Here is a 25,283-nt window from a genome sequence, read left to right as displayed (position 1 = left end):
TCCACTTCCGGCCGGGATGGTGCGGTATGTGGTGCGATGCGCGTGGTGCGGTGTCCTGGGTCGTGCGGTGCGCCGGCTCGTGCGTGTGCCGGTTCGTGCGGTGTGCCGGTTCGTGCGGCTGTGGTGTGCCGCTTCGCGGGCGGCCCCCTCCCCCACGGGGGAAGTGAGGAGGAGGGAGCCGCACGCGGCGGCGCCGGACGCAGCGGGGGTGGGTGCGTCAGACGCGTTCGGTGACGGGGGCCGCCACCGTGATCGGGTCGCCCACGGTGACCGCTTCCGCGGGCGCCGCCTCGGCCACCTGGGTGGCCGTGGGCTTCTTGAGGGCGAGGGTGGCCAGGAAGGTCAGCGCGATGCCCGCGGCGGTGGCCCAGGTCGCGGCGAGGATCCCGTCGGTGAGCCTGGCCGGGTCGGTGGCGCCGTCCCCGCCCGCGGCGGAGGCCGCGATGGCGATGAGGACCGCGAGGCCGACGGCGCCGCCGATCTGCTGACCGGTGGTGGCGATGCCCGAGCCGATGCCCTGGTCCTCGTTCGCGATGCCGGTGGTGGAGGCGGCGAACATGGCGGTGAAGATGACGCCCTGGCCGAGGGAGAGGACGACCAGCGGTGCGGCGATGACCGCGTACGAGCTGTCCTGGGTCAGGGTCAGGGCGAGGGCCACGGTGCCCACGAGGCCCACGGTGAGCGCGATGAGCAGGGTCTTGCGGGCGCCGTAGGAGTTCATGAGCTTCCCGGCGGCCACGGTTCCGATGAGGACGCAGCCGGAGGGGAGGAGGAAGGCGAAGCCGGTGGCCCAGGCGCTGTAGCCCTGGACGACCTGCCAGTACTGGGTGAGGAAGTAGGCGTAGGCACCGAAGGTCGCCATGAAGAGGAAGGTGATCGAGGTGCCGACGGAGACGTTGCGGTTGGTGAACAGCCGCAGCGGCATCATCGGGGCGCTGGTCTTCGACTCGATGGTGAGGAAGATGGCGAACATGGCCACCGAGGCGATCAGGCTGCCGATGGTGGTGACCGAACCCCAGCCCGCTTCGGGGCCGTTGACCAGCGTGAACACCAGCAGGGTCGAGGCCACGGTGCCGCTGACGGCGCCGGGGAGGTCGAAGCCGCGGGCGTTGGTCTTCGCCGTGGTGGGCAGGGCGGTGAGGCCGTAGGCCATGGCCGCTCCGGCGCACAGCACGTTGACCCACATGACGGCCTGCCAGCCGAAGGCGTCGGTCAGGATGCCGCCGAGGATGGCGCCGAGCACCATGCCGAAGCCGCCCGCGCCGCCCCAGACCGCGAGGGCCCGGTTGCGCTCGGTGCCCTCGGCGAAGAGGGTCGTGACCAGGGAGAGCGTGGCGGGCGCGAGGAACGCACCGCCCAGGCCCTGGACCACACGGGCCGCGACCAGCAGCCAGGACTCGGTGGCGAGGCCGCCGAGGATCGAGGAGGCCGCGTAGAGGAAGAGGCCGAAGAGGAACATGTTCTTGCGGCCGAAGAGGTCGGTGGCGCGTCCGCCGAGCAGCAGGAAGCCGCCGAAGGCGACCGAGTAGGCCGAAATGACCCACTGCAGGTTCTGGGCGGAGAATCCGAGGTCGCTGCCGATGTCGGGCAGGGCCACGAACATGATGTTGTAGTCGATCGCGATGATCATCTGGGCGAAGGCCAACAGGCCGAGAATCGCTCCGAGACGACGCGGCTTGGCCTGCACGCTGGTGGGCACGCCATTTCCTTCCGGTCGGACGGTCAGGGGGGTGGATCAGTAGCGGAAGGCGTACGCGAGCCTGCGGCCGAAGGACTTCTTCCGCATGGACTCCATGTACGCGAGGTTGCTCTGGAGGTCCGAGATGTCGGCCGCCACGCGGCGCTCCGCCTCCTCGATGGCCTCCTTGATCGGGACGACCACCGGCAGCTCGAAGATCTCGACGATCTTCTCGATGCGCTGCGGGATCGGGCCGCCGACGATGCGGTACGGGATCTTGATCTCGTCCAGGGCGCCGACCAGGAGGTCGTCGGAGAGACGGCGGAACTCCTCGGAGACCGGGCGGTGGCCGTCGCGGTCCATGTCGAACTCGACGGGCAGGTGGACGTAGGCGTCGTAGGACCGCTTGGCGCGGTCCTTCTGTATGTCGCCGAGGGTGTCCGTGTACCTCTGGTAGAAGCCCTTGGACACCACGCCCAGCGTCTTCTTGACGCCCTGGAACCACCACGGCATGCCGGGGTTGATGCCGACCCGCATGCGGGCCTCGAAGTACACCCACTCGTGGAAGACGCCACCGTCGGAGATGAACGCGCCCGTACCCGACTCGTTGACCAGGCGCTCCTCGTAACGGCGCAGGCCGAGCTTGACCAGCTCCATGGCGTTCAACTCCATCACCGTCTTACCGGGGACGAGGTCGACGAGCAGCTCACGGGAGGTCTTGGCGTGCGTCCGCGGGATACCGGTCGCGATGGCGAGGGCTTCCGTGGTGGTCGACTTACCGGACGAGTAGGTGCCGGATATCGCCAGTTTGAGATCGGGCTTGTCGCCCCACTTGGGAACCTCGAGCTGCATTTTCGGTGCCTTTCTCTGGTGGCGCTTGGGGTGGGTTGAACTACTTTCCTTGAACGGCTGCGAGCGCCTTGTCGATGTCGACGACGGTGGGCAGGCCGGTGATCTCGATAATCCGCTCCAGCCGCTCGGCGGGGGTGCCGGTGACCGTGTGGACCGGAATCCCGGTGTCCGCGAGGGCGGGCAGCAGGACCTCGTCCGAAAGCGTGCGGAAGATCTCGTTGATGGGACGGTTGTCCTCGTCCAGCGGGAATTCGATCGGCAGGTGGAAGAACACGTCGTACGCACTCTTCGCGTGCCGGACAGCGAGCTTGCCGATGTTGTCCGCGACGTCTTCGTAGGCCGCGGTGACCTCGCTGCGGAAGCGGCTGTCGACCGACTGCTCGGTGCCCGGGTTCGGGCCCAGGACCAGGCGGAGCTTGGCGAACACCCACTCGTGGATCATCGATCCGTCACTGATGAAGCCGGCCGGGTGGGCCGCCTCGTTGAGGGTGCGCTCCGCATAGCGCTTCACGGTGAGCTGGAGCAGCTCACCCTCGGTCCAGTTCCAGATGTGCTTTCCCTCCCCACCGATGGGCTCGCGCATGGCGGTGCCCTGGGTGTAGGGAAGTCCGGTCACTTCGGAGAGGGCCTCGGAGAGGAGGGTCTTTCCAGATCCGTAGGCGCCGACAATGGCGATTCTCTGGCTCATGCAGAAATCATTTCAGCAGCCCGGGCTGATGCACAGCCTCTCTTGCTGGTATGAGCACGGCACCTGTTGCCAGCAGCAATAGGCCGGGCAGGGCGAAGAGCCGACTGGCACGCACAGAAAGCCCCGGCTTCATGAATAGTGAAGCCGGGACGGAAGATCTGCAAGTACCGTGGCGTTTTTCAGGAAAATTCTTCCAAAGGTTCCCAGCAGGGCGTACCGGAATGATCACCGAGCCGTCCGAATACCACGTCGGAGAAATGATTGGCGAAGGCGGCGGTGCCCGGACGGGCCAGCTCGGCCAGCAGCGCGCGGCGCGACGCTACGCCCTGCTCGGGCAGGGAGTCCATCGCCACCTTCCAGTCGGGACGGGCGAACTGGGCCGGGGTGTGGAAGACGTCCCCGAAGGCGATCAGCCGCCGCTCGCCCGAGCTGAGGACGAAGGAGGTGTGCCCGGCGGTGTGGCCGGGGGCGGCCCGGACGGTCACGCCGGGGAAGATCTCCTCGCCGTCCCCGACGGTCCGCATCCGGGGTGAACCATCGGTGGGCTGGGCCCAGTTGGCCCATTCGGCGGCGGAGGCGGCGAAGGACGCGTTGACGAAGGGGGACGCGAGCCCCTGGCCGGGGCGGAAGGCCCAGCCGAAGTGGTCGTCGTGCAGGTGGCTGAAGGCGATCAGCTCGATGGCCGCGGGGTCCACGCCGACGGCTGCGAGGGCCGCGGGGAGCTGTCCGCCGACGAGCACGCCGAGGGTGGGGTGGGTGTGCGCGGCGGGGATGTCATGGGGGCCGAAGCCCGCGTCGACGAGCATCGCGCGGTCGCCGTGCTGGATGAGCAGGGCGCCGATGGAAGCGGCCAGGAAGCCTTCGGAGTCCAGGAGTTCGGCGTTCTCGCCGGTCCAGTCCTCGGCCGTGGTGCCGGGGAGCCAGCGCCGGGGGTCCAGTTGGACGTACCCGTCGGGCAGCCAGGTGACGGTGTGCTCACCGAAGCGCAGGGTGCGCGGGGTGGTGGCCGGAGTGTTCCACCGGGTGGCGGTCGTCATGGCGGATCGGTCCTCTTCTCAGACGATGACGCCGCGCCCGCCCAGGGGGCGGGTCAGGGCGTCGGTCCGCCCGGAGGCGGCCCATTGCTCGGTTAACTCGGCGGTGCCGTACTGCGGGCTGAGCAGGATCAGCTGGAGCCCGGCGCGACCGTTGACGCACAGGGAGACCTTGGTGAACTCCAGCTCCCCCAGATCGGGGTGGCGCAGCCGATGGGCCCCCTCGGCCCGGTCGGCGACCCGGTGGCGGGCCCAGAGGGCCGCGAACACCGTGCTCTGTTCGGTGAGTTCGCGCACCAGCGCGCCGAGTCTCGCGTCGGCGAGCAGTTCGCCGCCCTGTGCGCGGAAGGCGGCGACGGCCGCGGCTGCCTCCTGATCCCACTGCGGGAAGCGGTCGCGGGCGGCGGGGTCGAGGAAGAGCGTGCGCAGGTAGTTGGCGCCCTCGCCGCCGAGCCCGAGCAGCCGGGTGGCGGTGGAGTTGGCCGCGGTGACGTCCCAGCAGTGGTCGAGGACGTAGGCGGGGCTGGGCAGGAAGCCGTCGACGACCTGGAGCAGCAGCGGCAGGTCGTCGTCGGCGCAGCGCTGGGGGCGGCCGACGGCCGCGTATCCGGCGAGGCGCATGGCGTAGAGGCGCTGGGCCTCGTCGAGGCGCAGGACCCGGGCGATGGCCGCGAGGATCTCCGGCGAGACGTTCCGGGCGCGGCCCTGTTCGATCCAGGCGTACCAGGAGGCCCCGATGCCCGCGAGCATCGCGACCTCCTCGCGGCGCAGTCCCGGTACCCGGCGGGCCGCTCCTCCGGGGAGTCCGACCTGCTGGGGGGTGACGTCGGCCCGGCGCTCGGCGAGGAAGTTTCCCAGTTCGGCGAGTTTCGGGTCCACGAGCCGCGGTGCGTTACGAGTCATCGTGCATCTCCTCCTCACTCCCCGGTAAGCGTAGAGAACGCTCGCTCTTTTTTCTACACCATAGAGAGTACTCGCTTTGTTTTTCTGGGATGCTACAAGTGCAGCGCACGGCCGGGGGGCCGGAACGACGCCGACCACCGTCCAGCAAGGGGCCAGCCATGACGACACACCACGAACGTGCAGGTACGAAGCAGGAGCGGGCGGGCCGGACCCGCAACCTGCTCATCGAGGCGGCAGGGGAGGAATTCGCCCGCAGGGGGTACGCGGGCACCTCGCTCACCCGGATCAGCAGGTCGGCGATGGCCACCATCGGCGCCCTCACCTTCCACTTCCCCGCGAAGAACGACCTCGCGGAGGCGGTGTGCGAGCGCGGCCACGACCTGACCGCCGACGCCGTCGAGGAGGCCGCGGCGTCCACCGGTCCCGGCGGTTCCGCCCTGGAGGCGCTCTCCGAGGTGACCCAGGCCCTGGCCCGGCTGCTGGAGAAGCAGCCGGTCGTCCGGGCCGCGGCGCGGCTCTCGCGCGAGCTGCCGGTGACCGCCGACTGGTACGACGCGTGGACCCCTGCCGTGCGCTCGCTGCTGACGCGGGCCTACCGCGGCGGCGAGCTGGAGCGGCGGGCGGGCGCGGGCGCGGACCCGGAGCTCGTCGGGGTGCTCGTCGCCTGCCTCGTCTCCAACCTGGAGGTGTCCGTACAGCGACAGTACGAGTCCGCCTCGGGCAGTGGCTGGAGCGTGCGTGGCCGACTGGCCGAAGTATGGGAGGTCCTGTGGTCCGGAATCTCCCGTACGTCCGCAACCTCCGGGTCTGGTGACCGGGCAGCGGACCCCTCGACACCCGGCAAGAACCCCTCGGTGGCCTGAAAACGCCCCCGCTCGACAGGTTTCCCCACCGGTCCGGGCCGCCCGGAGCGGCCACGGACTAACGGATCCCGGCTCCGCTCAGAGCCGGGCCGCGCCCCGTCCACCGGTCCGCGCCTTGCCCGTCAGGTCGAGCCGGGCGATCACCCCGGGGGCCGCGATGGACGGGAGCAGGTAACCCCAGAGGGCGGAGATCCGCCCTATCAGGTTCTCCCGGCCGGTGGTGATGTTCGACATCAGCTGGGTACCGGTGTAGGCGCCGACGAGGATCTCGGCGAAGTCCTCCGCGTCCACCCCGGGCAGTAGCTCGCCGCGCGCGCGGGCCGCTTCGAGCTGCCCCCGGAAGAGGTCGATCCAGATGCGGTACGGGGCCGCGTCCCGCATACCGAACTCGCCCTGCTCCACGGCGAGCCGCACACCGGCCCGGAACAGCACATTGGTGCGCATCTGGTGGGCGAGCTCGAGGTTGATGTAGACGAGCCGCTGCAGGCCGTCCTCACCGTCCGTGAAGGACAGGTCGGTCGCCTGCTCGGCCATGACCGCCTTCGCGATCTCCTCCTTGGAAGCGAAGTGGAAGTACATCGCGCCCATGGTGGTGTCGGCGGTGCGCACGATCTTGTTCATGCTCGCGCCGGAGAAACCGTGTTCGTCGAACACTTCAGCGGCAGCCCTGAGGATCTTCTCTCGGGTCCGGATGGCTCGGGCTTGCCTGGCCTGCGACACGGTCTCTCCACTTGCGCCTGGGTCGGATGATGTGAGCACCCCTCGAAAAAAACGAACGCCCTCTATGTTATGCCAGCGGGCCCGGCCGGCCGGGTAGGGCCTCCCCTCCGATGAACGCATCCTCCGGCAGCCAGTTCAAGCCACTCTCGACTTTCCACCCGTTCCCGCTCGACAAACAAAACGAGCACTCTCTAGTTTAATTCGAGCTGGCCACCCCGGAACATCGTCCACCGGGGGATCCCCGGCCGGTCCGTTCAGGAACCACCCCGCACCTGCCCGGCACTGCGCCCCGCACCTGCACCACTTCCGTGCCACCCGCGCCACCCGCGCCGCCCGCACCGCCCAGCGCCACCGCGCCACCCGGCACCGCCCAGGCACCGCCACCGCGCCACCCCAGCCCCACACCCGATCCACGCCTGCTCAACACCTGTTCCTGCACGGCCATCTCAGGGGGATACACATGGAGTTCGAGTACGCCCGTTACGAGTCCGGCGCCATCCCGCAGCTCCCCTTCGGCGGGCCGGCCGAACCGCCCGCCACCGTCACCACCACCGTCCCCCGCGAGTACGTGCACAAGTCCGCCCTGTCGGAGGTGCTCCTGACCGGCTGGCACCGCGACGACCAGGACTCCTTCACCATCACCGCCCAGTGGCCCCGCGCCCACTGCTTCTACCGCTCCCAGAACGGCCTGCACGACCCGCTCCTGTTCGCCGAGACCGTCCGCCAGATCTTCCCGCTGCTCTCGCACGCCGCCTACACCGTTCCCTTCGGGCACCACCTGATCTGGGAGCACTTCCGCTACGCGATAGCCCCCGGCGCCGCCGCGCTGGAGGCCCGCCTGCGGCCCGCCGAGGTCACCCTGTACGTCAACTGCCACGACGTCGTACAGCGCCGCGGCAAGCTCGGCGCGCTCTCCCTGCACGTCGAGGCCCGCCGCGACGGCGTCTGGCTCGGCAGCGCCCAGACCCGCTTCAGCAGCCACGCCCCCGCCATCTACCGCAGACTGCGGGCCGGTTACGCCGATGTGGACACCGCCGCCACCGTTCCGGTGCCGCTGCCCATCTCCCCGAAGCTGGTGGGCCACGAGCTGCGGGAGAACGTGGTCCTGGCCGCCACCACCTCGCCGCGCCGCTGGCAGCTGCGCGTGGACACCGAGCACCCGGTGCTCTTCGACCACCCCGTCGACCACGTGCCCGGAGCGCTCATGCTGGAGGCCGCCCGGCAGGCCGCCCACGTCGTCGCCGGGCCCGCTCGGGCCATGGCCGCCGCGATGGACACCAAATTCACGCGCTTCGCCGAACTCGACGCACCGTGCTGGGTCGAAGCGGAGCCGGAACCGGGCACCGGGCGGGTGCGGGTCTCCATCCACCAGGAGGGCCAGGAGCTGTTCACCGCGCGTGTCAGCACGACTCCGCTGCCCGCCCGCCGGCCCGTCACCGGCCCGCCGGTGACCCACGCGGTGACCCACGCGGCGACCCACGCGGCGCTGCGCCCGGCCGCCGCTCCGGCGATCTCCGCCTAGCGCGTCTGCCCCCTCCCGGCGGCCGCAACCGTCGCCGGGCTGCCGTTGTCGGACCCCTCGGGTAGGTTCCGAAGTATCGGGATCTACCAGGGGGTTCGACCGACATGAGTGACCTCGCGACCAAGCCGGAGCTGGACTCCGCGATGGACGAATACCGCAGGGAGCTGACCGGGTACTGCTACCGGATGCTCGGCTCGGCCTTCGACGCCGAGGACGCCGTGCAGGACACGTACATCCGTGCCTGGCGCGCCTACGACCGGTTCGAGGGGCGCTCCTCGCTGCGCTCCTGGCTGTACCGCATCGCCACCAACGTCTGCCTGGACCTGCTGGCCGCGGGCAGCAAGCGGGCCCGCCCGATGGACCTCACGGCCCCGCAGCACCAGGCCTCCGCGGTCCTGCGCGAACGCCCCGAGGTGACCTGGCTGGAGCCGGTGCCGGACGCGCGGGTGCTGCCGCAGACGGCCGACCCGGCCGAGCTGGCGCTGGCGAAGGAATCGGTCCGGCTGGCGTTCGTGGCCGCCCTCCAGCACCTGCCCGCCAAGCAGCGGGCCGTACTGATCCTGCGCGAGGTCCTGGCCTGGAAGGCGGACGAGGTCGCCACCCTGCTGGACACCACCGTGGCCTCGGTGAACAGCGCCCTCCAGCGGGCCCGGGCCACCATGGCCACGACCCGGACGCGCCCGAGCGACCCGGCGGACCCGCTCGACGCCGACCAGGCCAAGCTGCTGGAGCAGTACCTGTCCGCCTTCGAGGCGTACGACATCTCGCGGCTCACCGCCCTGCTGCACGAGGACGCGGTGCTGTCGATGCCGCCGTACGACCTGTGGCTCCAGGGGCACGAGGACATCGCCGCCTGGCACCTGAACCAGGGCATCGGCTGCCGCGGCTCGCGGCTGGTGGCGACCACCGCCAACGGCATGCCCGCCTTCGGCCAGTACCGCCCGGCGCAGGACGGCCCGGGTCACACGCCGTGGGCGCTCCAGGTCCTGGAGGTCTCAGAGGGCCGGATCGTCGGCCTCAACGCCTTCCTCGACACCGGGCGGTGGTTCCCGCTCTTCGGGCTCCCCGAACACCTCGGCTAGCCCGTCGGAGCCGCCCATGACGGTCATGCCGGTCAGCCGGAGCAGGCCCAGCAGGCCCGCTCCGGCCCCGGTGACGCTCAGCGCCGCCCCGCCCCGGCGGGCCTCCAGCGCGAGCCGCGCGAGGGCCTCCACGGCCGCCAGGCCGGGCTCGGTGACGGCGCTGACGTCACACACCACCCCCAGCCCGCCACGGAGCCTGGCTGCGGCCTCCCGCGTCTCCGCGGGCGTCATCCCGGGCCCGGGCAGCACGAACCATTTCGTATCCACGAACGGTTGACCCCCGCACCCCGCGAAACTCATCGCGGGGTACGGGGGTCGACGGCTGAGCGGGCCCCCAGGACCGTAAGGGCGGTACGGGCGGTACGGTCCCCGTTTAGGCGATGCGGTCCAGCACGATCGGGGTCGCGGTGAAGCCCGTACCGGCCGGGGCGATGTCGAAGGAGCCCTCCAGCGCCGCGACGGCGTACTCGAACTTCTCCGGGGTGTCGGTGTGCAGGGTCATCAGCGGCTGCCCCGCCGTCACCGCGTCGCCCGGCTTCGCGTGCAGCTCGATGCCCGCGCCCGCCTGCACCGGGTCCTCCTTGCGGGCGCGGCCCGCGCCCAGGCGCCACGCGCCCACGCCCACGGCGTAGGCGTCCAGGCGGGTCAGCATGCCCGAGGCCGGGGCGGTGATCACGTGCTGCTCCCGGGCCACCGGCAGGGCCGCGTCCGGGTCGCCGCCCTGGGCCGCGATCATCCGGCGCCACACGTCCATGGCCGAGCCGTCGGCCAGCGCCCTGGCCGGGTCCGCGTCCCGGATCCCGGCCGCTTCCAGCATCTCGCGGGCCAGCGCCAGGGTCAGCTCGACCACGTCGGCCGGGCCGCCGCCGGCGAGCACCTCCACCGACTCGCGGATCTCCAGCGCGTTGCCCGCGGTCAGGCCGAGGGGGGTGGACATGTCGGTCAGCAGCGCGACCGTCTTGACGCCCGAGTCGGTGCCCAGACCCACCATGGTCCGGGCCAGCTCGCGCGCGTCCTCGATGTTCTTCATGAAGGCGCCGGAGCCGACCTTCACGTCCAGCACCAGGGAGCCCGTACCCTCGGCGATCTTCTTCGACATGATCGAGGAGGCGATCAGCGGGATGGCCTCGACCGTGCCGGTCACGTCGCGCAGCGCGTACAGCTTCTTGTCCGCCGGAGCCAGCCCGTCGCCCGCCGCGCAGATCACCGCGCCGGTGGTGTCCAGGACGTGCAGCATCTCCTCGTTGGAGAGCAGCGCGCGCCAGCCGGGGATGGACTCCAGCTTGTCGAGGGTGCCGCCGGTGTGGCCGAGCCCGCGGCCCGACAGCTGCGGTACGGCCGCGCCGCAGGCGGCGACGAGCGGGGCCAGCGGCAGGGTGATCTTGTCGCCGACGCCGCCGGTGGAGTGCTTGTCGGCGGTCGGGCGGGAGAGCGAGTCGAAGTTCATGCGCTCGCCGCTCGCGATCATCGCGGCGGTCCAGCGGGCGATCTCGGCCCGGTTCATGCCGTTGAGCAGGATGGCCATCGCCAGCGCCGACATCTGCTCGTCGGCGACGACACCGCGCGTGTACGCGTCGATGACCCAGTCGATCTGCTCCGGGCTCAGCTCGCCGCGGTCACGCTTGGTCCGGATGACGGAGATGACGTCCATGGATGACTTCCTTCTACGCGCATAGAGAGATGAGGGGTTGAACGAAGTGGTCAAAGGGGGGGACGTACGACGGCCCTCCGCCCCCAGGGGCGAAGGGCCGTCCGCACGGCTATCTCAGGTGGTCGGGCCCGAAGGCCTGCGGCAGCATGGCCGCCAGCGGCAGGACGCCCTCGGGCGTCTCCACCTGGAGTTCGGGGCCGCCGAACTCGTACAGGAGCTGTCGGCAGCGGCCGCACGGGACGAGGATCTCGCCCTTGCCGTCGACGCACGTGAAGTGCGTGAGGCGGCCGCCCCCGGTGGCCTGGAGGGCCGAGAGTAGCCCGCACTCGGCGCACAGGCTGAGCCCGTAGCTGGCGTTCTCGACGTTGCACCCGGTGATCGTGCGGCCGTCGTCGACCAGGGCGGCGACGCCGACCGGGAAGCCGGAGTAGGGGGCGTAGGCCCGGGACATGGCGTCCCGGGCGGCCACCCGCAGGGCCTCCCAGTCGGGACTGAGCGCGGTCGTCACTTGCCCTGCCCCTTGCGGTACGGCAGGCCGTCCGCCTTCGGCATCCGCAGGCGCTGCGCCGAGAGGGCGAGCACCAGCAGGGTGGTCAGGTACGGGGCCGCGTCCACGAACTGGCTCGGCACCGCGTCGGTCAGGACGTACCAGAGGAAGAGGCCCGCGGCGCAGACCGCCGACACGACCGCCGGGACGTACTTCTTCTTGTACAGCTGCCAGGCGACGGCCAGGACGAGGAGGATCGCGATCAGCAGCAGCATCGCGTGGACGTTCTCGGCGCCGCCGCGCAGCTTGAGGCTGTCGGTGAAGCCGAAGAGGCCCGCGCCCAGCGCCATGCCGCCCGGCATCCAGTTGCCGAAGATCATCGCGGCGAGACCGATGTAACCGCGGCCGCCGGTCTGGCCCTCCTGGTAGATCGGGCTGGCGACGATGGACAGGAACACGCCGCCGAGGCCCGCGAGGCCGCCCGAGACGATCACGGCGATGTACTTGTACTTGTAGACGTTGACGCCGAGGGACTCGGCGGCGACCGGGTTCTCGCCGCAGGAGCGCAGCCGCAGTCCGAAGGTGGTGCGCCACAGCACCCACCAGGTGCCGGGGACCAGCAGCAGGGCCAGGACGGTCAGCAGCGACAGGTTGGTCACCAGACCGCCGATGACTCCGGCGAGGTCCGAGACGAAGAACCAGTGCTTGCCCTGCAGGGTGGCCATCCAGTCGGACAGCCCCGGCACGGTGATCTGGTAGATCGGCTCGACGCGCGGCGACTGCTTGGAGGAGCCGCCGGGCGCGTCCGAGAACGTGAAGTTCGACAGGTACTGGGTGAAGCCGAGGGCCAGGATGTTGATGGCCACACCGGAGACGATGTGGTTCACGTTGAAGGTGACCGTGATGACCGCGTGCAGCAGGCCGCCGATGGCGCCGCCCGCGATGCCGACGAGCACGCCGGTCCAGGGGCCCCACTGGTAGCCCGCCCAGGCGCCGAACCAGGTGCCCAGGATCATCATGCCTTCGAGGCCGATGTTGACGACGCCCGCGCGTTCGGCCCACAGACCGCCGAGGCCGGCGAGGCCGATCGGAACGGCGAGGGAGAGGGCGCCGGAGACCTGGCCCACGGAGGTCAGGTCGTTCGCCCCGCTGATCACGCGGACCAGCGAGACGACCGCCAGGCCGCCCGCGATGATCAGCATGATCCAGGGCAGGGTGAGCTTCTTGCGGCCGGCCTGCTTCTTGGGGGCCGCGCTCGTCGCGGAAACGGTGCTGGTGCTCACGCCGCGACCTCCTTGTCGGTCTTGAGGGCGCCGCCCGCTGCGAGTTCCTCGCCGACCTTCTGCTGCTGGCGGCGGATGCCGTAGCGGCGGACGAGCTCGTACGAGACGACGACGGCGATCACGATCAGGCCCTTCATGATCGTGCCGATCTCCTTCGCGTACCCGGCCGTGTCCAGACCGGCCGAAGCCTTGTCGATGAAGGACATCAGGAAGGCGGCGAAGAGGATGCCGACCGGGCTGTTGCGGCCCAGCAGCGCGATGGTGATGCCGGTGAACCCGACACCGACCGGGAAGGACAGGTTGTACGTGTGGGTCTCGCCCAGCAGCTGCGGCATGCCGGACAGGCCCGCGACCGCGCCCGAGATGAGCATCGAGGTGATGATCATCTTCTTGGCGTCGACGCCGGAAGCCTGGGCGGCGGACTCGCTGGCGCCGGTGGCGCGCAGGTCGAAGCCGAAGCGGGTGCGGTTGAGGACGAACCAGTAGACGACGCCGAGGGCGAAGGCCACGAAGGTGAAGCCGTAGATCTCCAGGCCGTCACCGACGGTCAGCGCCGGGAACCAGCCGGACTCGGCGATGTCGCCGGTCGTCAGGTCGTTGGAGCCGACGGGCTGGATGCCGAGGTTCTTCGGCAGGATCAGCCAGGCGATCAGGCTGGTCGCGATGGCGTTGAGCATGATCGTGGAGACGACCTCGCTCACTCCGCGCTTGGCCTTGAGGACACCCGCGATACCGGCCCAGAAGGCACCGGTCAGCATGGCGACGAGCACGATCAGCAGGATGTGCAGCGGGCCGGGCAGCGAGACGGCGGTGCCCACCACGGCGGAGATCATCGCGGCGAGGCGGTACTGGCCGTCGACGCCGATGTTGAAGAGGTTCATCCGGAAGCCGATGGCCACCGCGAGCGCCGCCAGGTAGTACGTGCCCGCCTGGTTGACGATGAGGACCTGGATGTCCTGGTAACCGGCGTTCTCCACCATGATGCGCAGCGGGTCGATCGGGTCCACGCCCGTCGCCGCCAGCACGATCACGGTCAGCACGAAGGCGGCGACCAGCGCGAGCGCGGGCCCGGCGAAGCCGAGGATCAGCCGGTCCTTGTCGAATTTCTTCATCGGGCCTCGTCCTCCGGGGATGCGGTACCAGCGTCGGTACCGGCGGCGGAGTGGTTGTCGGGTGCTTCCAGGTGCCCGGTGGCGGCGCCCGTCATGGCGGTGCCCAGTTCCTCCGGGGTGACGGTCGCGGGGTCGGCGTCCGCGACCAGGCGGCCGCGGTAGATCACGCGCAGGGAGTCGGACAGGCCGATCAGCTCGTCCAGGTCCGCCGAGATCAGCAGCACGGCCAGGCCGTCGCGGCGGGCCTCGCGGATCGCGTCCCAGATCTGGGCCTGCGCGCCGACGTCCACACCACGGGTGGGGTGGGCGGCGATGAGGAACTTCGGGTGGTGGCTCATCTCGCGGCCGACGATCAGCTTCTGCTGGTTGCCGCCGGAGAGCGAGGCCGCGGTGACCTCGATGCCGGGCGTGCGGACGTCGTACTCGCGCACGATCCGCTCGGTGTCCTTGCGGGCGGCCTTGAGGTCCAGGACCCCGCGCTTGGAGTTGGGCGCCTCGGTGACGTGGCCCAGGATGCGGTTCTCCCACAGCGAGGACTCCAGCAGCAGGCCGTGCCGGTGCCGGTCCTCGGGGATGTAGCCGATGCCGCCCTCGCGGCGCTTGCGCGTCGTGACGGTGGAGATGTCGGCGCCGTCCAGCGTGATGGTGCCGCCGTCGGGGATGCTCATGCCCATCAGGGCTTCGATGAGTTCCGTCTGGCCGTTGCCCTCGACCCCGGCGATGCCGAGCACCTCACCCTTGTGGATGGTGAAGTCGATGCCCGCGAGCACCTCGCGCACGACCCCGTCCGGGTCGGTGGCGGCCAGCCGCAGGTCCGCGACCTGGAGCATCGCGGTGGTGGTCACCGTGGACTCGCGGGTCTCGGGCGAGGGGAGTTCGGAGCCGACCATCAGCTCGGCGAGCTGCTTGGTCGTGGTGTTGCGCGGGTCGGCGGTGCCGACCGTCGTGCCGCGCCGGATGACGGTGATGTCGTCGGCGACCTTCAGGACCTCGCCCAGCTTGTGCGAGATGAAGATGACGGTCAGGCCCTCGGCCTTGAGCTCGCGCAGGTTGTCGAAGAGCGCGTCCACTTCCTGCGGGACGAGCACGGCGGTCGGCTCGTCGAGGATGAGGATCCGGGCGCCCCGGTAGAGGACCTTGAGGATCTCCACGCGCTGGCGGTCCGCGACGCCGAGGTCCTCGACGAGCGCGTCCGGGCGCACGCCCAGGCCGTACGCGTCGGAGATCTCCTTGATCTTCTTACGGGCCTTGGCGCCGATGCCGTAGAGCTTCTCGCCGCCGAGAACGACGTTCTCCAGGACGGTGAGGTTGTCGGCGAGCATGAAGTGCTGGTGCACCATGCCGATGCCGCGGGCGATGGCGTCGCCGGGGCTGGAGAAGGTGACCTGCTCCCCGTCGATGGCGATGGTCCCCTCGTCCGGCTTCTGCATGCCGTAGAGGATCTTCATCAGGGTCGACTTGCCGGCACCGTTCTCACCGACGAGGGCGTGGACCGTGCCCTTGCGGACGGTGATCGCGATGTCCTTGTTGGCGACGACGCCGGGGAAGCGCTTGGTAATGCCGTTCAGTTCTACGGCGAGAGGGGGGCTGGACGCGTTGATGGCGCACTCTCCTTGGCGCGGAAGGAGCTGGAAAGCCGAAAGACGGCAGGGGGACGGACGGTCGGCCGGGCGGGCGGGAGGGAGAAGGACGGTATCGCGTCCACGAGGCCTCTACGCGCGTAGCACTGTCGGAAGTGAAAACTTGCGGCCAACTGGCCAAAAATAGCGATCAAGAACCGAAACAGACGGCTCGGGGCCCGGGAGCGGTAGAGACCACTCCCGGACCCCGGAGACCACGACTACCCGTCAGTCAAGCCCTTACGGGGCGGTCTTGACGGTGATCTTCTTCGCGATGATGTCGGCCTTGGCCTTGTCGACCGCGGTGATGATCTCGGTCATCTTCTTGTACTCGGGGTTGGAGTCGGCCAGGCCGACACCGTTCTTGTCGAGGCCGTAGCGGACCTCGCCCGACTCCGGCTTGCCGTCCTGGACCGACTTGATCAGGTCGAAGACGGAGAGCTGGACCTGCTTGGTCACCGAGGTGAGGATGTGGTCCTTGTACTTGACCAGACCCGCCTGGTTGTACTGGTCGGAGTCGACGCCGATGGCCCACTTGCCCTTGGCGGCGGTGGCCTCGATGGCGCCCGAGCCGGCCAGACCGGCGGCGGCGTAGACCACGTCGGCGCCCTTGTCGAGCTGCCCCTCGGCCGCGGCCTTGCCCAGGTCGGGCTTGGAGAAGCCGTCCATGTTCGGGGGCTGGGTCAGGTACTGGCTGAGCACCTTGGTGTTGGGGTTGGTGTCCTTGACGCCCTGGATGAAGCCCGCCTCGAACTTCTTGATCAGCGGGACCTCGACACCACCGATGAAGCCGACCGTGCCGGTCTTCGAGACCTTGGCGGCGGCGACGCCGGCCAGGTAGGAGCCCTGCTCCTCGTTGAAGACCAGGTTGGCGACGTTCGGACCGGTCACCGAGGTGTCGTCGATGATGCCGAAGGTGGTCTTCGGGAACTTCGCCGCGACCTTCTTGATGGCCGGGGCGTAGGAGAAGCCGACGCCGATGACCGGGTTGTTGCCCGTGCGGGCCAGCTCGGTCAGGCGCTGGACCTTGTCGGCCTCGCCCTCACCGTCGGTGGGCTCCGCTTCGGCGCCCTTGACCTTCAGGTCCTTCTCGGCCTGCTGGAGGCCCGCGTAGGCCGCGTCGTTGAACGACTGGTCGCCGCGGCCACCGATGTCGTACGCGATGGCGACGGATGCTTCCTTCGAGCCCGAGGAAGATCCGGTGTCCGAGGACTTCTTACCGCTACAGGCGGTGGCCGAGAGGGCGAGCGCCGCGGAGGCGATGCCCACGGTGGCGATCCTGGTGATCCGGCGCAAGGGGAGGCTCCTTCAAAACCTGACCGAAGCGCCACGACCGGCGCTGGTTTCGCCGCGATCGTAACGCGCGTAGATGTCAGTTAAAGACCCCTACATGAGTCGTTATCGGATCGTCGTGAACCGGACAGTGACCGACTGGTAACCGGTCACGCGTCCAGCCCTTGTGTATCAAGGGCTGGACGCGTCCATCCGCAGGTCCACGGGTGTTGTACGGAGCTTTACCTGATCGGCCCGGCGCGGCGCCCGTCGAGGAGCGCGGCGGCGGTGAAGAACTCGACGCCGACGGCGATCGCGGCCTCGTCCACGTCGAAGTCACCGCGGTGCAGGTCGCGCTTGGCGGTGTCCCCCGGGGTCCGCACCCCGAGCCGGGCCATCGCCCCCGGGACGTGCTCCAGGTACCAGGAGAAGTCCTCCCCGCCCAGGCTCTGCTCGGTGTCCTCGACCGAGTCCGCGCCGCGGCGGGCCGCCATCGCCTCCCGGAGCAGTTCGGTGACCGCCGGGTCGTTGACGACGGGCGGGACGCCCCGGACGTAGGTGATCTCCGACTTGGCCCGGTGCATCGTGGCGATCTCGTCGATCGCCGCGTGCACCATGTCCGGGGCCTCGTGCCAGGCCGCCAGGTCCAGGCAGCGAACGGTCCCGGAGAGTTCGGCGTGCATGGGGATGACGTTGCACGCGTGCCCGGCCTCGATCCGGCCCCAGGTGACGGACATGCCGCTACGGGCGTCCATCCGCCGGGACAGCAGCGCGGGCACGTCGAGCGCGACCCGGGCCGCCGCCGTCACCAGGTCGGTGGTCAGGTGCGGGCGCGCGGTGTGTCCGCCCGCGCCGTCGAGGGTGATCTCCAGCCGGTCGCAGGCCGAGGTGATCGCCCCGGCGCGCAGTCCGATCCGCCCCGCGTCCACGCGCGGGTCGCAGTGCACGGCGATCATCTTGCCGACGCCGTCCAGCGCGCCGGAGTCGATGGCTTCCGTCGCGCCGCCCGGCAGCACCTCCTCGGCGGGCTGGAAGAGCAGCCGCACGGGCTGGGGCAGCAGCCCCTGCCGGTCCAGCTCGGCCAGCACCAGGCCGGCGCCGAGCACGACGGCGGTGTGCACGTCGTGGCCGCAGGCGTGGGCGCGGTCCGGGACGGTGGAGCGGTAGGACACGTGGGTCTTGGCGTCCGGGATGGGCAGGGCGTCGATGTCCGCGCGGATGGCGAGCATCGGGACCACCGTGTCCCAGGTGCCGACGTCACAGATGAGGCCGGTGCCGGAGGACAGCACCCGTGGTCGCAGCCCCGCCTTCTCCAGCCTCGCCTTGATCGCGGCGGTGGTACGGAACTCCTGGTGCCCGAGTTCGGGATGCATGTGCAAGTCCCGGCGGAACGCGATCAGTTCGGCACGCAGGTGGTCCGGGAGCGTACCGGGCAGCTCGGGCTGGGCGGGCTTGCCGGGCAGGGCGGTCTGTGACGCGCGGGACATCAACTGGTTCACCCGTTGAAGGGTAGGCGCACCGACGGGTCAACTGGCCGGAGATCAGCAAAAGTTCAACCCGTTAGGGGAAGAAAAACCGGCCTCCGGGCGCATGACGGTCTACCCACGAGGGTAAACTCCGGCGCTCATCGAGCCGTCTCGGCGGTTCGGGCGGGAAGTCTGCGCACATCACGGGCGGTGTCGGTGACCCCGGCGAGGAAGCCGCGGGCCCGCGCGGAGGCGTTCGCGGTGAGCCAGGCCGGATCGATCTCCCGGACCGCCACCGTGACCCCGGTGCCCGCCAGCGCGTACGGCAGGGTGTGCACCACGGTCGAGGGGAAGCTGACGACGGTCCGCCCGACCGGGCCCCGCCGCGCGATCAGCTCCAGCGGCAGGTCCGGCCGGACGATCTCCAGCCCGGTCGCCTCGCTCAGCGCCCGCAGCTTCTCCGGGGACTCCCTGCGGTGCGCGAAGTAGCGGGTGGCGCCGTACTCCCGGACCAGGGCGCGTACGGCCGCCAGGTACCGGGCCGGGTCCACCACCCCGGTCTCCACCAACGAGGTGCCCACCAGATCGATGCCTCGGGTCAGCCGCGGCGGGCCGAACCGCGAGCGGGCCCATCCGTAGTCGTTCAGCCGCAGTTCCATGCCCGCCGGGGCGGTGACCGGCATGGACGTGAAGACCTCGACCCGGCGCCCCTTGCGCGCGGCCGAGGTGAACCGGCGCCGGGCGGCCGCCGAGACCGGCGCGTACGCCAGCTCCCGGATCCGGCCGGGCAGCCCGCCGCCGCCCGCCCGGTGCCAGCGCACCAGCCGCTCCCCGCGCCCGGCCTGCGCGACGAACTCCATGGTGGCGGTGCCGTCGTCGACCACCACCAGCTCGTCCGCCCGGACCAGGGTGAGCAGCAGCTGGACGTAGCGCGAGAAGGGGTCGCCGATGACGATCCGGCGGGCCGCCCGGACCTCGCGGACCAGCGCGGCGAGCGCCTTGAGCGGGGCGAGCCTGCCGCCGCGGGCCTCCTGCCAGCGCACTTCGTACCCCTCGTCCCGGGCCAGCCCGGCCATCCGGCGCAGCTGGCCGCGGGACATGGGGTCGGTGGGCGGCAGGACGACGATCCGCAGGGGCGTCACCGGGGCCGCCGGGTCCGGGGCGCGGTGGGCGCCGTCGTACGACGGCTGGCGCGGGACGGCGCCGAGGAGCGCGCCGCCGCGGCCCGCGCGGGCCGCGCCGTCCACCGCCGCGGCAGGGGCCGGGGCGTGGGCGTGGGCCCACTCCAGCACGTTCAGGAGCTGGACCGGGCTTTCGATGAGGGCCAGGGTGGCGGCAGGGGTCATCACGTACTCCTTCGTCGGAGGTCAGACCCCGGCCAGGGCGTCCTGGACGCGGCGGAGCTTGCGCATGGGGGCGAGTTCGGACGCGTACACGCGCTTGATCCCGTCCCCGAGGGCGGTCTCGATGGTGCGGATGTCGCGCACCAGGCGGTGCAGCCCGCCGGGTTCGACGGAGGCCGCCTGGTCGGAGCCCCACATCGCGCGGTCGAGGGTGATGTGCCGCTCGACGAAGGCCGCGCCGAGGGCGACGGCGGCGAGCGTGGTCTGCAGGCCGGTCTCGTGGCCGGAGTAGCCGATCGGGACGTTCGGGTACTCCTCCTGGAGGGTGTTGATCACCCGCAGGTTCAGCTCCTCGGCCTTGGCCGGGTAGGTCGAAGTGGCGTGGCACAGCAGGATGGTGTCGCTGCCGAGCACCTCCACCGCGTGCCGGATCTGGCGCGGGGTGGACATGCCCGTGGACAGGACCACCGTCTTGCCTGTGGCGCGTACCGCGCGCAGCAGTTCGTCGTCGGTGAGCGAGGCCGAGGCGATCTTGTGGGCGGGGACGTCGAAGCGCTCCAGGAAGTCGACGGCCTCGGTGTCCCACGGGGAGGCGAACCAGTCGATGCCGCGTTCGGCGCAGTGCGCGTCGATGGCGAGGTAGTCGTCCTCCCCGAACTCCACGCGGTGGCGGTAGTCGATGTAGGTCATCCGGCCCCAGGGGGTGTCGCGTTCGACGTCCCACTGGTCGCGCGGGGTGCAGATCTCGGGGGTCCGCTTCTGGAACTTGACCGCGTCGCAGCCCGCGTCGGCCGCGGCGTCTATGAGCGCGAAGGCGGTGTCGAGGTCGCCGTTGTGGTTGATGCCGATCTCGCCGACGACGTAGACGGGGCGGCCGGGACCCGCGGTGCGCGATCCGAGCTGCCGCAGGCGGGGGTTCTGGATGACGGTCATGACGGGTGACGCCCTTCGGTGCGGATACGGGTACGGGTACGGGTGCGGGGTGCCGGTACGTCGAACAGCGGGGCCAGCGCGCGGGCGCGGGCCAGGTCGTGCGGATCGTCGACCTCCAGCACGCGGGCCGGGTCGGCGGGCACCGGCAGGACCCGGCCGAAGAAGCGGTGCCGGGCGGCCCGGAAACCGGTCGCGTCCATCGCGTACGCCGCTCCGGTCTCCAGCAGGTCCAGGGGCCGGTCCTGGCGGCGCGGGCGGACGGCGGGGTCGTGGTTGACCCCGGTGGCGGCCGCGTCCGGGGCCGGGGCGCGCCACAGGAAGCCGTGGAAGGGCGCCGCGGTGAGCGCCGAGTCGGCGGCGCCGCCCGCCACGGCGGCGGCGACCCCCTCGATGTCGCCGGGGGTCAGGAAGGGGCTGGTGCACTGGACGAGCAGGACCACGTCCACGGTGAGCGAACGCAGTTCCTCGAAGGAGTCCAGGGCGTGCAGCACGGCGGCCTCGCTGCTCGCGGTGTCCCCGGAGAGTGCGGCCGGGCGGCGCAGCGCGTCCGCGCCCGCGGCCCGCGCGGTGGCCGCGATCTCCTCGGAGTCGGTGGAGACCAGCACGTCGGTGACGGTGGGCGCGGCCAGCGCGGCCCGCACGGCGCGGGCCACCAGGGGCACCCCGGCGACCTCGGCGAGGTTCTTGCCGGGGACCCCCTTGGAGCCGCCCCGGGCCGGGATCACCGCGAGGACCCTCACAGCTCCCCCACCCTGCGGATCAGCGGGGCCACCCGCTGCACCCCGTGCCGGTACGCGCCCCGGGCGGCCTCCCGCAGCCGTCCGCGCGCCCAGCCGCGCAGCCGGGACTCCCCGTCGGCGGGGCCCGCGGCCCCGGGCAGCGCGGTGCCGTCGGGGGCCAGGTGGTGGCGGGCCAGCAGTCCGGGCAGGTAGCCGGGCGCGGTGGCGGGCGTGTAGTAGGGCGCGGGCGGCGGGAGCAGCGGCAGCGCGGTCAGCTCGGCGACCCGGGCGCGGGCCGCGTCGAAGGCCCCGGGGCCGGGCAGTACGCCCTGGGCGGCGAGCCATCCCGGGTCCGCGCGCGGGAGCAGCCCGGCGTCCAGCGCGTCCCAGGAGACGAGGCAGCCGGAGCCGAGGAAGTGGTGGTTGCCGAGGCTCTCGCGGATCCCGAGGTCGGTGAGGACCGCGGTGGGCACCGACCGGTGCAGGGCTTCGAGGGCGGCGGTGGAGGAGACGGTCACCAGGAGGTCGGCGCCGTCCAGGACCTCGCCCATGTTCCCGTAGACGAGGCGGCAGTTGGCGGGGAGCCCCCCGGGCAGCCGCTCCGCGAGCCGCTGGTACGGGAACTCCTCCAGGTGCGTGGTGTGTTCACCGGGGCGGCTGCGCAGCTTGATCAGCACCTCGCGCCCGGGGTGGGCGCGGGCGTGCTCGGCGGCCCGCCGGAGCAGGTACGTGCGGTCGGCGCGGCTCTCGGGGACGGAGGGCTGCGCGGCGAAGACGACGGTGGGGGCGCGGCCGCCGCCCGCCGGGACGTAGGGCGCGCCGCCGAGGAAGGGCAGCGCGGTCTCGGTGACGGCGCGGGCGTCGGCGCCCGCCCCCTCGTAGGCGGCGCGGAAACGGTCCGCGTCGTGGCGGGAGTTGGCGAGGACGAGGTCGGCGCCGTGGCGCAGCAGGAGGCCGTCGGCGAGCTTCTCGTAGACCACGCCGACGTACCCGGTGACGAGCACGGGGCGCGCCGCCGGGTCGGGCCACAGGGCGCGCACCCCGTGCAGGACGGCCTGGACGGCGCCGCCGACGAGGGCGAGGACGACCACGTCGTAGTGCTCGCGGCGCAGTTCGGCGAGGAACTCGGCGCAGGTCACCTCGGTCGTCCGGTCGGCGTCCACGCCCACCTCGCCGAGCTGGCGGGCGGTGGGCGTGGCCCGGCCGCGCAGCAGGAATCCGGTGAGGTGGCCACCGGTCCCTCCGGGGCCGGGTACGAGTCGGCGGGCGGTGAGCGCGCCCCATTTCCATCGCGTATCGGAATCGGCGAGTACGGCGACCCGCTGGCTTACTGGCACGAACGAGAATCTATGCGGGAATTCCACCGACCGGCCCAACGAGCACACAACAGCTGGTTAACAACCCGTCGGCGAAATGCGAAGCCGGTCGGGAAGGGCGGGCGGGGGCGAACCGGAAGGGGCCGGAACGGGCCGGACCGGGCCGGTTAACTCGGCTGCCGTCCGGCATTCACATGGATTCCTCGTCCGGTCCATGGTGAATGCCGGACGGCACCATAATGTCTCCCGCGTGCTGAAGCTCTCTGTTGTCGTGCCGTTCTACAACGTGCGGACCTACGCACCGGATGTCCTGCGGAGTCTGCGCCCCGACGCCGGGGACGGCGTCGAGTTCCTCCTCGTCGACGACTGCTCGACGGACGGGACGTCCGAGCTGCTGGAGCGGGCGGCCCGCGACCTGCCGGGGGCGGTGCACCTGCGCCACGGCCGCAACGGCGGCCTGGCCACCGCCCGCAACACCGGTCTGGACGCGGCGCGCGGAGAATACCTGGCCTTCCTGGACGGCGACGACTGGCTCGCGCCCGGCCACCTCGCTCGGACCCTGGCCGCCATACGGGGTCTGAACTGCGACTTCGTCCGCACGGACCATGTCCGGGTGACGGGCCGCGAGCGGGTGGTGGAGCGGGTCCCGTACGGCCCGCAGGGCGTGGTGGCCGACCCGCGGGCGGCGATCCTGCCCGCGGGCCGGACCACCTCGGTGGACTATCCGTACGCCTGGGCCGGGATGTACCACCGTCGGCTGCTGGACCGGGGACTGCTGCGCTTCACGGACGGGCTGCGGACGGCGGAGGACCGGCCGTGGATCTGGCGGCTGCACCGGGGGGCGCGGTCGTTCGCGACGGTGGGCCTGCCCGGGGTGTTCTACCGGCGCGGGGTCCCCACCTCACTGACGCAGATCGGCGACGAGCGTCAGCTCGATTTCATTCGCGCATTCGATCAAGTGCTGTCGGATACCGCCGAAGATCATCAGGCCGGTGAACTGCTCCCGAAAGCGGTTCGTACATATTGCGCGATTATCGCGCACCACATCGGAACCATCGAAAGGTTCGAACCGGCCGTGGCCAGAAAACTCCGTTCGATGAGCGCGCGAGCACTCGGGCGAATGCCGCGAGAACTGCTGGACCAGGCCCTGAATTCGATGGACCACGAACGGGCGTCCGTACTGCGCGGGCTCCGGCGGCGCGCGGGAGCGGCGGCGGGAACGGGAGCGGGAGCGGCGGCGGGAGCGGCGGCGAGCGCCCCGGGGGCGTCCGCCTGATGGGCCTCACCCAGATCTTCCTCGCGTCCACCGCCTACGGGACGGCCACCCTCGCCGCCGCGGCCGACGCGGGCCTCCTCGGCCCCCCCGGATCCGCCCGCCGCATCCTGCTCACCAGCAACAACGCCCCCGTCCCCGAGGTCTCCCCCGGGCTCACCGCGACGCCGGGGTTCGCCGCGCTGCGCGGGCGCTTCGACGAGGTGCTCGACTGGAACGCGACCATCGCGCCCTACCACCCCGGCGTCTGGGCCCCGCGCCCGGAGGACGCGCCGCTGTGGGAACGGCAGTTGCGCGCCCTGTGGGGCCTGGGCGACGACCTGATCGAGCTGTACGTCGAGTCCCTCCAGGTCTCCCCCGCCCAGGCGCTGTGCCGGCTGTTCCCCGGGGCCGCCATCGAGGTCTACGCCGACGGGCTGATGAGCTACGGCCCGACCCGTTTCCGGCTCGACCCCCAACTCGGCACGCGCATACGGCGGGTGCTGCACCTGGACCTGGTACCCGGGCTGGCACCGCTGCTGCTCAGCGAGTTCGGGGTCACCGCGCGGGCCGTACCGGCGGAGGCGTTCCTGAAGGTCCTGGCGGAGCTCGCGGCGGAGGCCCCCGCCCTGGCGGGGGCGTCCGGCGGGCCGGGGACGTCCCGCGGGCCGGGGGCCGACGGGGAACCCCCCGCGCTGCTCCTGGGCCAGTACCTGACGGCGCTGGACCTGCTCACCGCCGGGGAGGAGGAGGAACTGCACGTCTCGATGGTCCGCGGCGCGTACGCGCGCGGTCACCGCGACCTGCTGTTCAAACCGCACCCCGGGGCGCCGGACGACTACTCCCGCCCGGCGGCGGAGGAGGCCGCGAAGCTGGGGGCCCGCTTCACGGTGCTGCCCGCCGCGGTGCTCGCCGAGACGGTCTACGCGCGGGTGCGGCCCGCGCTGGTCGTGGGGTGCTTCTCGACGGGGCTGCTGACGGCGGCCACGCTGTACGGGCTGCCGGTGGCCCGGACCGGGACGCAGGCGGTGCTGGCCCGGCTCAGCCCGTATCCCAACAGCAACCGGGTCCCGCTGACGCTGGTCGACGCGCTGGTCCCGGACCTGGCGGACCCGGGCCCCGGCCCCGGTCCCGGGGTGCCGGATGTCGCCGCCCTCCTGGTCGCGGTCGGCTTCACGATGCAGCCGAAGGTGCTGCCGGGGCGGCGGGCCGAGGCGGAGGCGTACCTCGCGGCCCACCTGAACGCGCGCACCCGGCGCTACTTCCCGCGCCGCCGCCTGACGTCTCTGGCCCTCCCCGGCGGCCTCCCCCGCCCCCTCACCCCCCTGACCAAAAACCCCACCCTCCGCCGCCTGCTCCGCCCCCTGCTCCCCCACTGACGACAGGCACCCGCCCCACCGGCACCGCCGGAGCCGCCCCCGGGGGCGAAATTCAGCCCGGCAAGGCTGGAGCTGCCCCCGGGGGCGACCCATTCGGTCCGGCGAGTGG

At 71.4% G+C, this 25,283-nt stretch carries 22 protein-coding genes and 1 pseudogene; 5 read left to right on the top strand and 18 right to left on the bottom strand.

What is annotated here, in order from left to right; genetic code table 11:
* Positions 1 to 217: 217 nt before the first annotated feature.
* From QMF80_RS18990 to QMF80_RS18970, 5 genes are all read right to left on the bottom strand, one after another.
* Positions 218 to 1,699, bottom strand: coding sequence for an MFS transporter (locus tag QMF80_RS18990; RefSeq protein ID WP_283454831.1), 1,482 nt, complete (start codon positions 1,697 to 1,699; stop codon positions 218 to 220).
* A 36-nt stretch (positions 1,700 to 1,735) separates the two neighbouring features.
* Positions 1,736 to 2,530: an AAA family ATPase gene (locus tag QMF80_RS18985; RefSeq protein ID WP_283454829.1), complete on the bottom strand. Its 795-nt coding sequence runs from the start codon at positions 2,528 to 2,530 to the stop codon at positions 1,736 to 1,738.
* A 40-nt stretch (positions 2,531 to 2,570) separates the two neighbouring features.
* Positions 2,571 to 3,218, bottom strand: a complete 648-nt coding sequence (locus tag QMF80_RS18980; protein WP_283454827.1) for an AAA family ATPase — start codon at positions 3,216 to 3,218, stop codon at positions 2,571 to 2,573.
* A 179-nt stretch (positions 3,219 to 3,397) separates the two neighbouring features.
* Entirely contained in the window at positions 3,398 to 4,255 is an 858-nt protein-coding gene (locus QMF80_RS18975) for an MBL fold metallo-hydrolase (RefSeq protein WP_283454826.1), read from the bottom strand.
* A gap of 18 nt (positions 4,256 to 4,273) precedes the next feature.
* Positions 4,274 to 5,155, bottom strand: a complete 882-nt coding sequence (locus tag QMF80_RS18970; protein WP_283454824.1) for a helix-turn-helix domain-containing protein — start codon at positions 5,153 to 5,155, stop codon at positions 4,274 to 4,276.
* A gap of 158 nt (positions 5,156 to 5,313) precedes the next feature.
* On the opposite strand from QMF80_RS18970, the gene QMF80_RS18965 reads away from it, so the two are divergent.
* A complete protein-coding gene (locus tag QMF80_RS18965; protein ID WP_283454822.1) occupies positions 5,314 to 6,018 on the top strand; it encodes a TetR family transcriptional regulator in 705 nt (234 codons plus the stop codon).
* Between the two features lie 78 nt (positions 6,019 to 6,096).
* Here the strand turns inward: QMF80_RS18965 and QMF80_RS18960 are convergent, their stop codons facing one another.
* Complete coding sequence (locus QMF80_RS18960; RefSeq protein ID WP_283454820.1) at positions 6,097 to 6,738, bottom strand: ScbR family autoregulator-binding transcription factor; 642 nt, start codon at positions 6,736 to 6,738, stop codon at positions 6,097 to 6,099.
* A 460-nt stretch (positions 6,739 to 7,198) separates the two neighbouring features.
* On the opposite strand from QMF80_RS18960, the gene QMF80_RS18955 reads away from it, so the two are divergent.
* Both QMF80_RS18955 and QMF80_RS18950 read left to right on the top strand, forming a co-directional pair.
* Entirely contained in the window at positions 7,199 to 8,260 is a 1,062-nt protein-coding gene (locus tag QMF80_RS18955) for a ScbA/BarX family gamma-butyrolactone biosynthesis protein (protein WP_283454819.1), read from the top strand.
* Between the two features lie 104 nt (positions 8,261 to 8,364).
* Positions 8,365 to 9,342 carry a sigma-70 family RNA polymerase sigma factor gene (locus tag QMF80_RS18950; RefSeq protein WP_283454818.1) on the top strand — a complete coding sequence of 326 codons (978 nt, stop codon included), beginning with the start codon at positions 8,365 to 8,367 and terminating at the stop codon, positions 9,340 to 9,342.
* Here QMF80_RS18950 and QMF80_RS18945 read toward each other — a convergent pair.
* From QMF80_RS18945 to QMF80_RS18890, 12 genes and pseudogenes are all read right to left on the bottom strand, one after another.
* Positions 9,256 to 9,609, bottom strand: a complete 354-nt coding sequence (locus tag QMF80_RS18945; RefSeq protein WP_283454817.1) for an STAS domain-containing protein — start codon at positions 9,607 to 9,609, stop codon at positions 9,256 to 9,258. The two genes, QMF80_RS18950 and QMF80_RS18945, sit on opposite strands and share 87 nt — an antisense overlap.
* Before the next feature lie 106 nt (positions 9,610 to 9,715).
* Positions 9,716 to 10,993, bottom strand: coding sequence for a thymidine phosphorylase (locus QMF80_RS18940; RefSeq protein WP_283454816.1), 1,278 nt, complete (start codon positions 10,991 to 10,993; stop codon positions 9,716 to 9,718).
* A gap of 109 nt (positions 10,994 to 11,102) precedes the next feature.
* Positions 11,103 to 11,501: a cytidine deaminase gene (locus QMF80_RS18935; RefSeq protein ID WP_283454814.1), complete on the bottom strand. Its 399-nt coding sequence runs from the start codon at positions 11,499 to 11,501 to the stop codon at positions 11,103 to 11,105.
* A complete protein-coding gene (locus QMF80_RS18930; RefSeq protein WP_283454813.1) occupies positions 11,498 to 12,763 on the bottom strand; it encodes an ABC transporter permease in 1,266 nt (421 codons plus the stop codon). The genes QMF80_RS18935 and QMF80_RS18930 overlap by 4 nt, the downstream gene beginning before the upstream one ends.
* Positions 12,760 to 13,875 (bottom strand): ABC transporter permease, encoded by a 1,116-nt coding sequence (locus tag QMF80_RS18925; protein WP_283454811.1) that lies wholly within the window; start codon positions 13,873 to 13,875, stop codon positions 12,760 to 12,762. Before QMF80_RS18925 ends, QMF80_RS18930 begins: the two co-directional genes overlap by 4 nt.
* On the bottom strand, positions 13,872 to 15,476 hold the full coding sequence (locus tag QMF80_RS18920) for an ABC transporter ATP-binding protein (RefSeq protein ID WP_283454942.1): 1,605 nt from the start codon (positions 15,474 to 15,476) through the stop codon (positions 13,872 to 13,874). Before QMF80_RS18920 ends, QMF80_RS18925 begins: the two co-directional genes overlap by 4 nt.
* A 258-nt stretch (positions 15,477 to 15,734) precedes the next feature.
* A complete protein-coding gene (locus tag QMF80_RS18915) occupies positions 15,735 to 16,790 on the bottom strand; it encodes a BMP family lipoprotein (protein WP_283454809.1) in 1,056 nt (351 codons plus the stop codon).
* A gap of 218 nt (positions 16,791 to 17,008) precedes the next feature.
* Positions 17,009 to 18,253, bottom strand: coding sequence for an amidohydrolase (locus tag QMF80_RS18910; RefSeq protein WP_283454940.1), 1,245 nt, complete (start codon positions 18,251 to 18,253; stop codon positions 17,009 to 17,011).
* A gap of 137 nt (positions 18,254 to 18,390) precedes the next feature.
* Complete coding sequence (locus tag QMF80_RS18905) at positions 18,391 to 19,578, bottom strand: hypothetical protein (protein ID WP_283454807.1); 1,188 nt, start codon at positions 19,576 to 19,578, stop codon at positions 18,391 to 18,393.
* 21 nt (positions 19,579 to 19,599) lie between these two features.
* Complete coding sequence (locus QMF80_RS18900; RefSeq protein WP_283454805.1) at positions 19,600 to 20,508, bottom strand: N-acetylneuraminate synthase family protein; 909 nt, start codon at positions 20,506 to 20,508, stop codon at positions 19,600 to 19,602.
* A 47-nt stretch (positions 20,509 to 20,555) separates the two neighbouring features.
* Positions 20,556 to 21,248 (bottom strand): annotated as a pseudogene (locus QMF80_RS18895) (acylneuraminate cytidylyltransferase family protein); the annotation flags it as partial.
* A complete protein-coding gene (locus QMF80_RS18890; RefSeq protein ID WP_283454804.1) occupies positions 21,245 to 22,564 on the bottom strand; it encodes a DUF6716 putative glycosyltransferase in 1,320 nt (439 codons plus the stop codon). The pseudogene QMF80_RS18895 and the gene QMF80_RS18890, both read right to left, overlap by 4 nt.
* Before the next feature lie 229 nt (positions 22,565 to 22,793).
* Between QMF80_RS18890 and QMF80_RS18885 the strand changes: the two genes are divergently transcribed.
* Both QMF80_RS18885 and QMF80_RS18880 read left to right on the top strand, forming a co-directional pair.
* The gene (locus QMF80_RS18885) at positions 22,794 to 23,819 is read left to right on the top strand and encodes a glycosyltransferase family 2 protein (RefSeq protein WP_283454803.1); all 1,026 of its coding nucleotides are present in this window, start codon (positions 22,794 to 22,796) and stop codon (positions 23,817 to 23,819) included.
* Positions 23,819 to 25,174, top strand: coding sequence for a polysialyltransferase family glycosyltransferase (locus QMF80_RS18880; protein WP_283454802.1), 1,356 nt, complete (start codon positions 23,819 to 23,821; stop codon positions 25,172 to 25,174). Before QMF80_RS18885 ends, QMF80_RS18880 begins: the two co-directional genes overlap by 1 nt.
* The last annotated feature ends 109 nt before the right edge of the window (positions 25,175 to 25,283 follow it).

The organism is Streptomyces sp. G-G2 (assembly GCF_030063135.1).
Lineage (GTDB): Bacteria > Actinomycetota > Actinomycetes > Streptomycetales > Streptomycetaceae > Streptomyces.
Note: the sequence above shows the minus strand (reverse complement) of the source record. Positions and strands in the feature narration are given on the sequence as shown.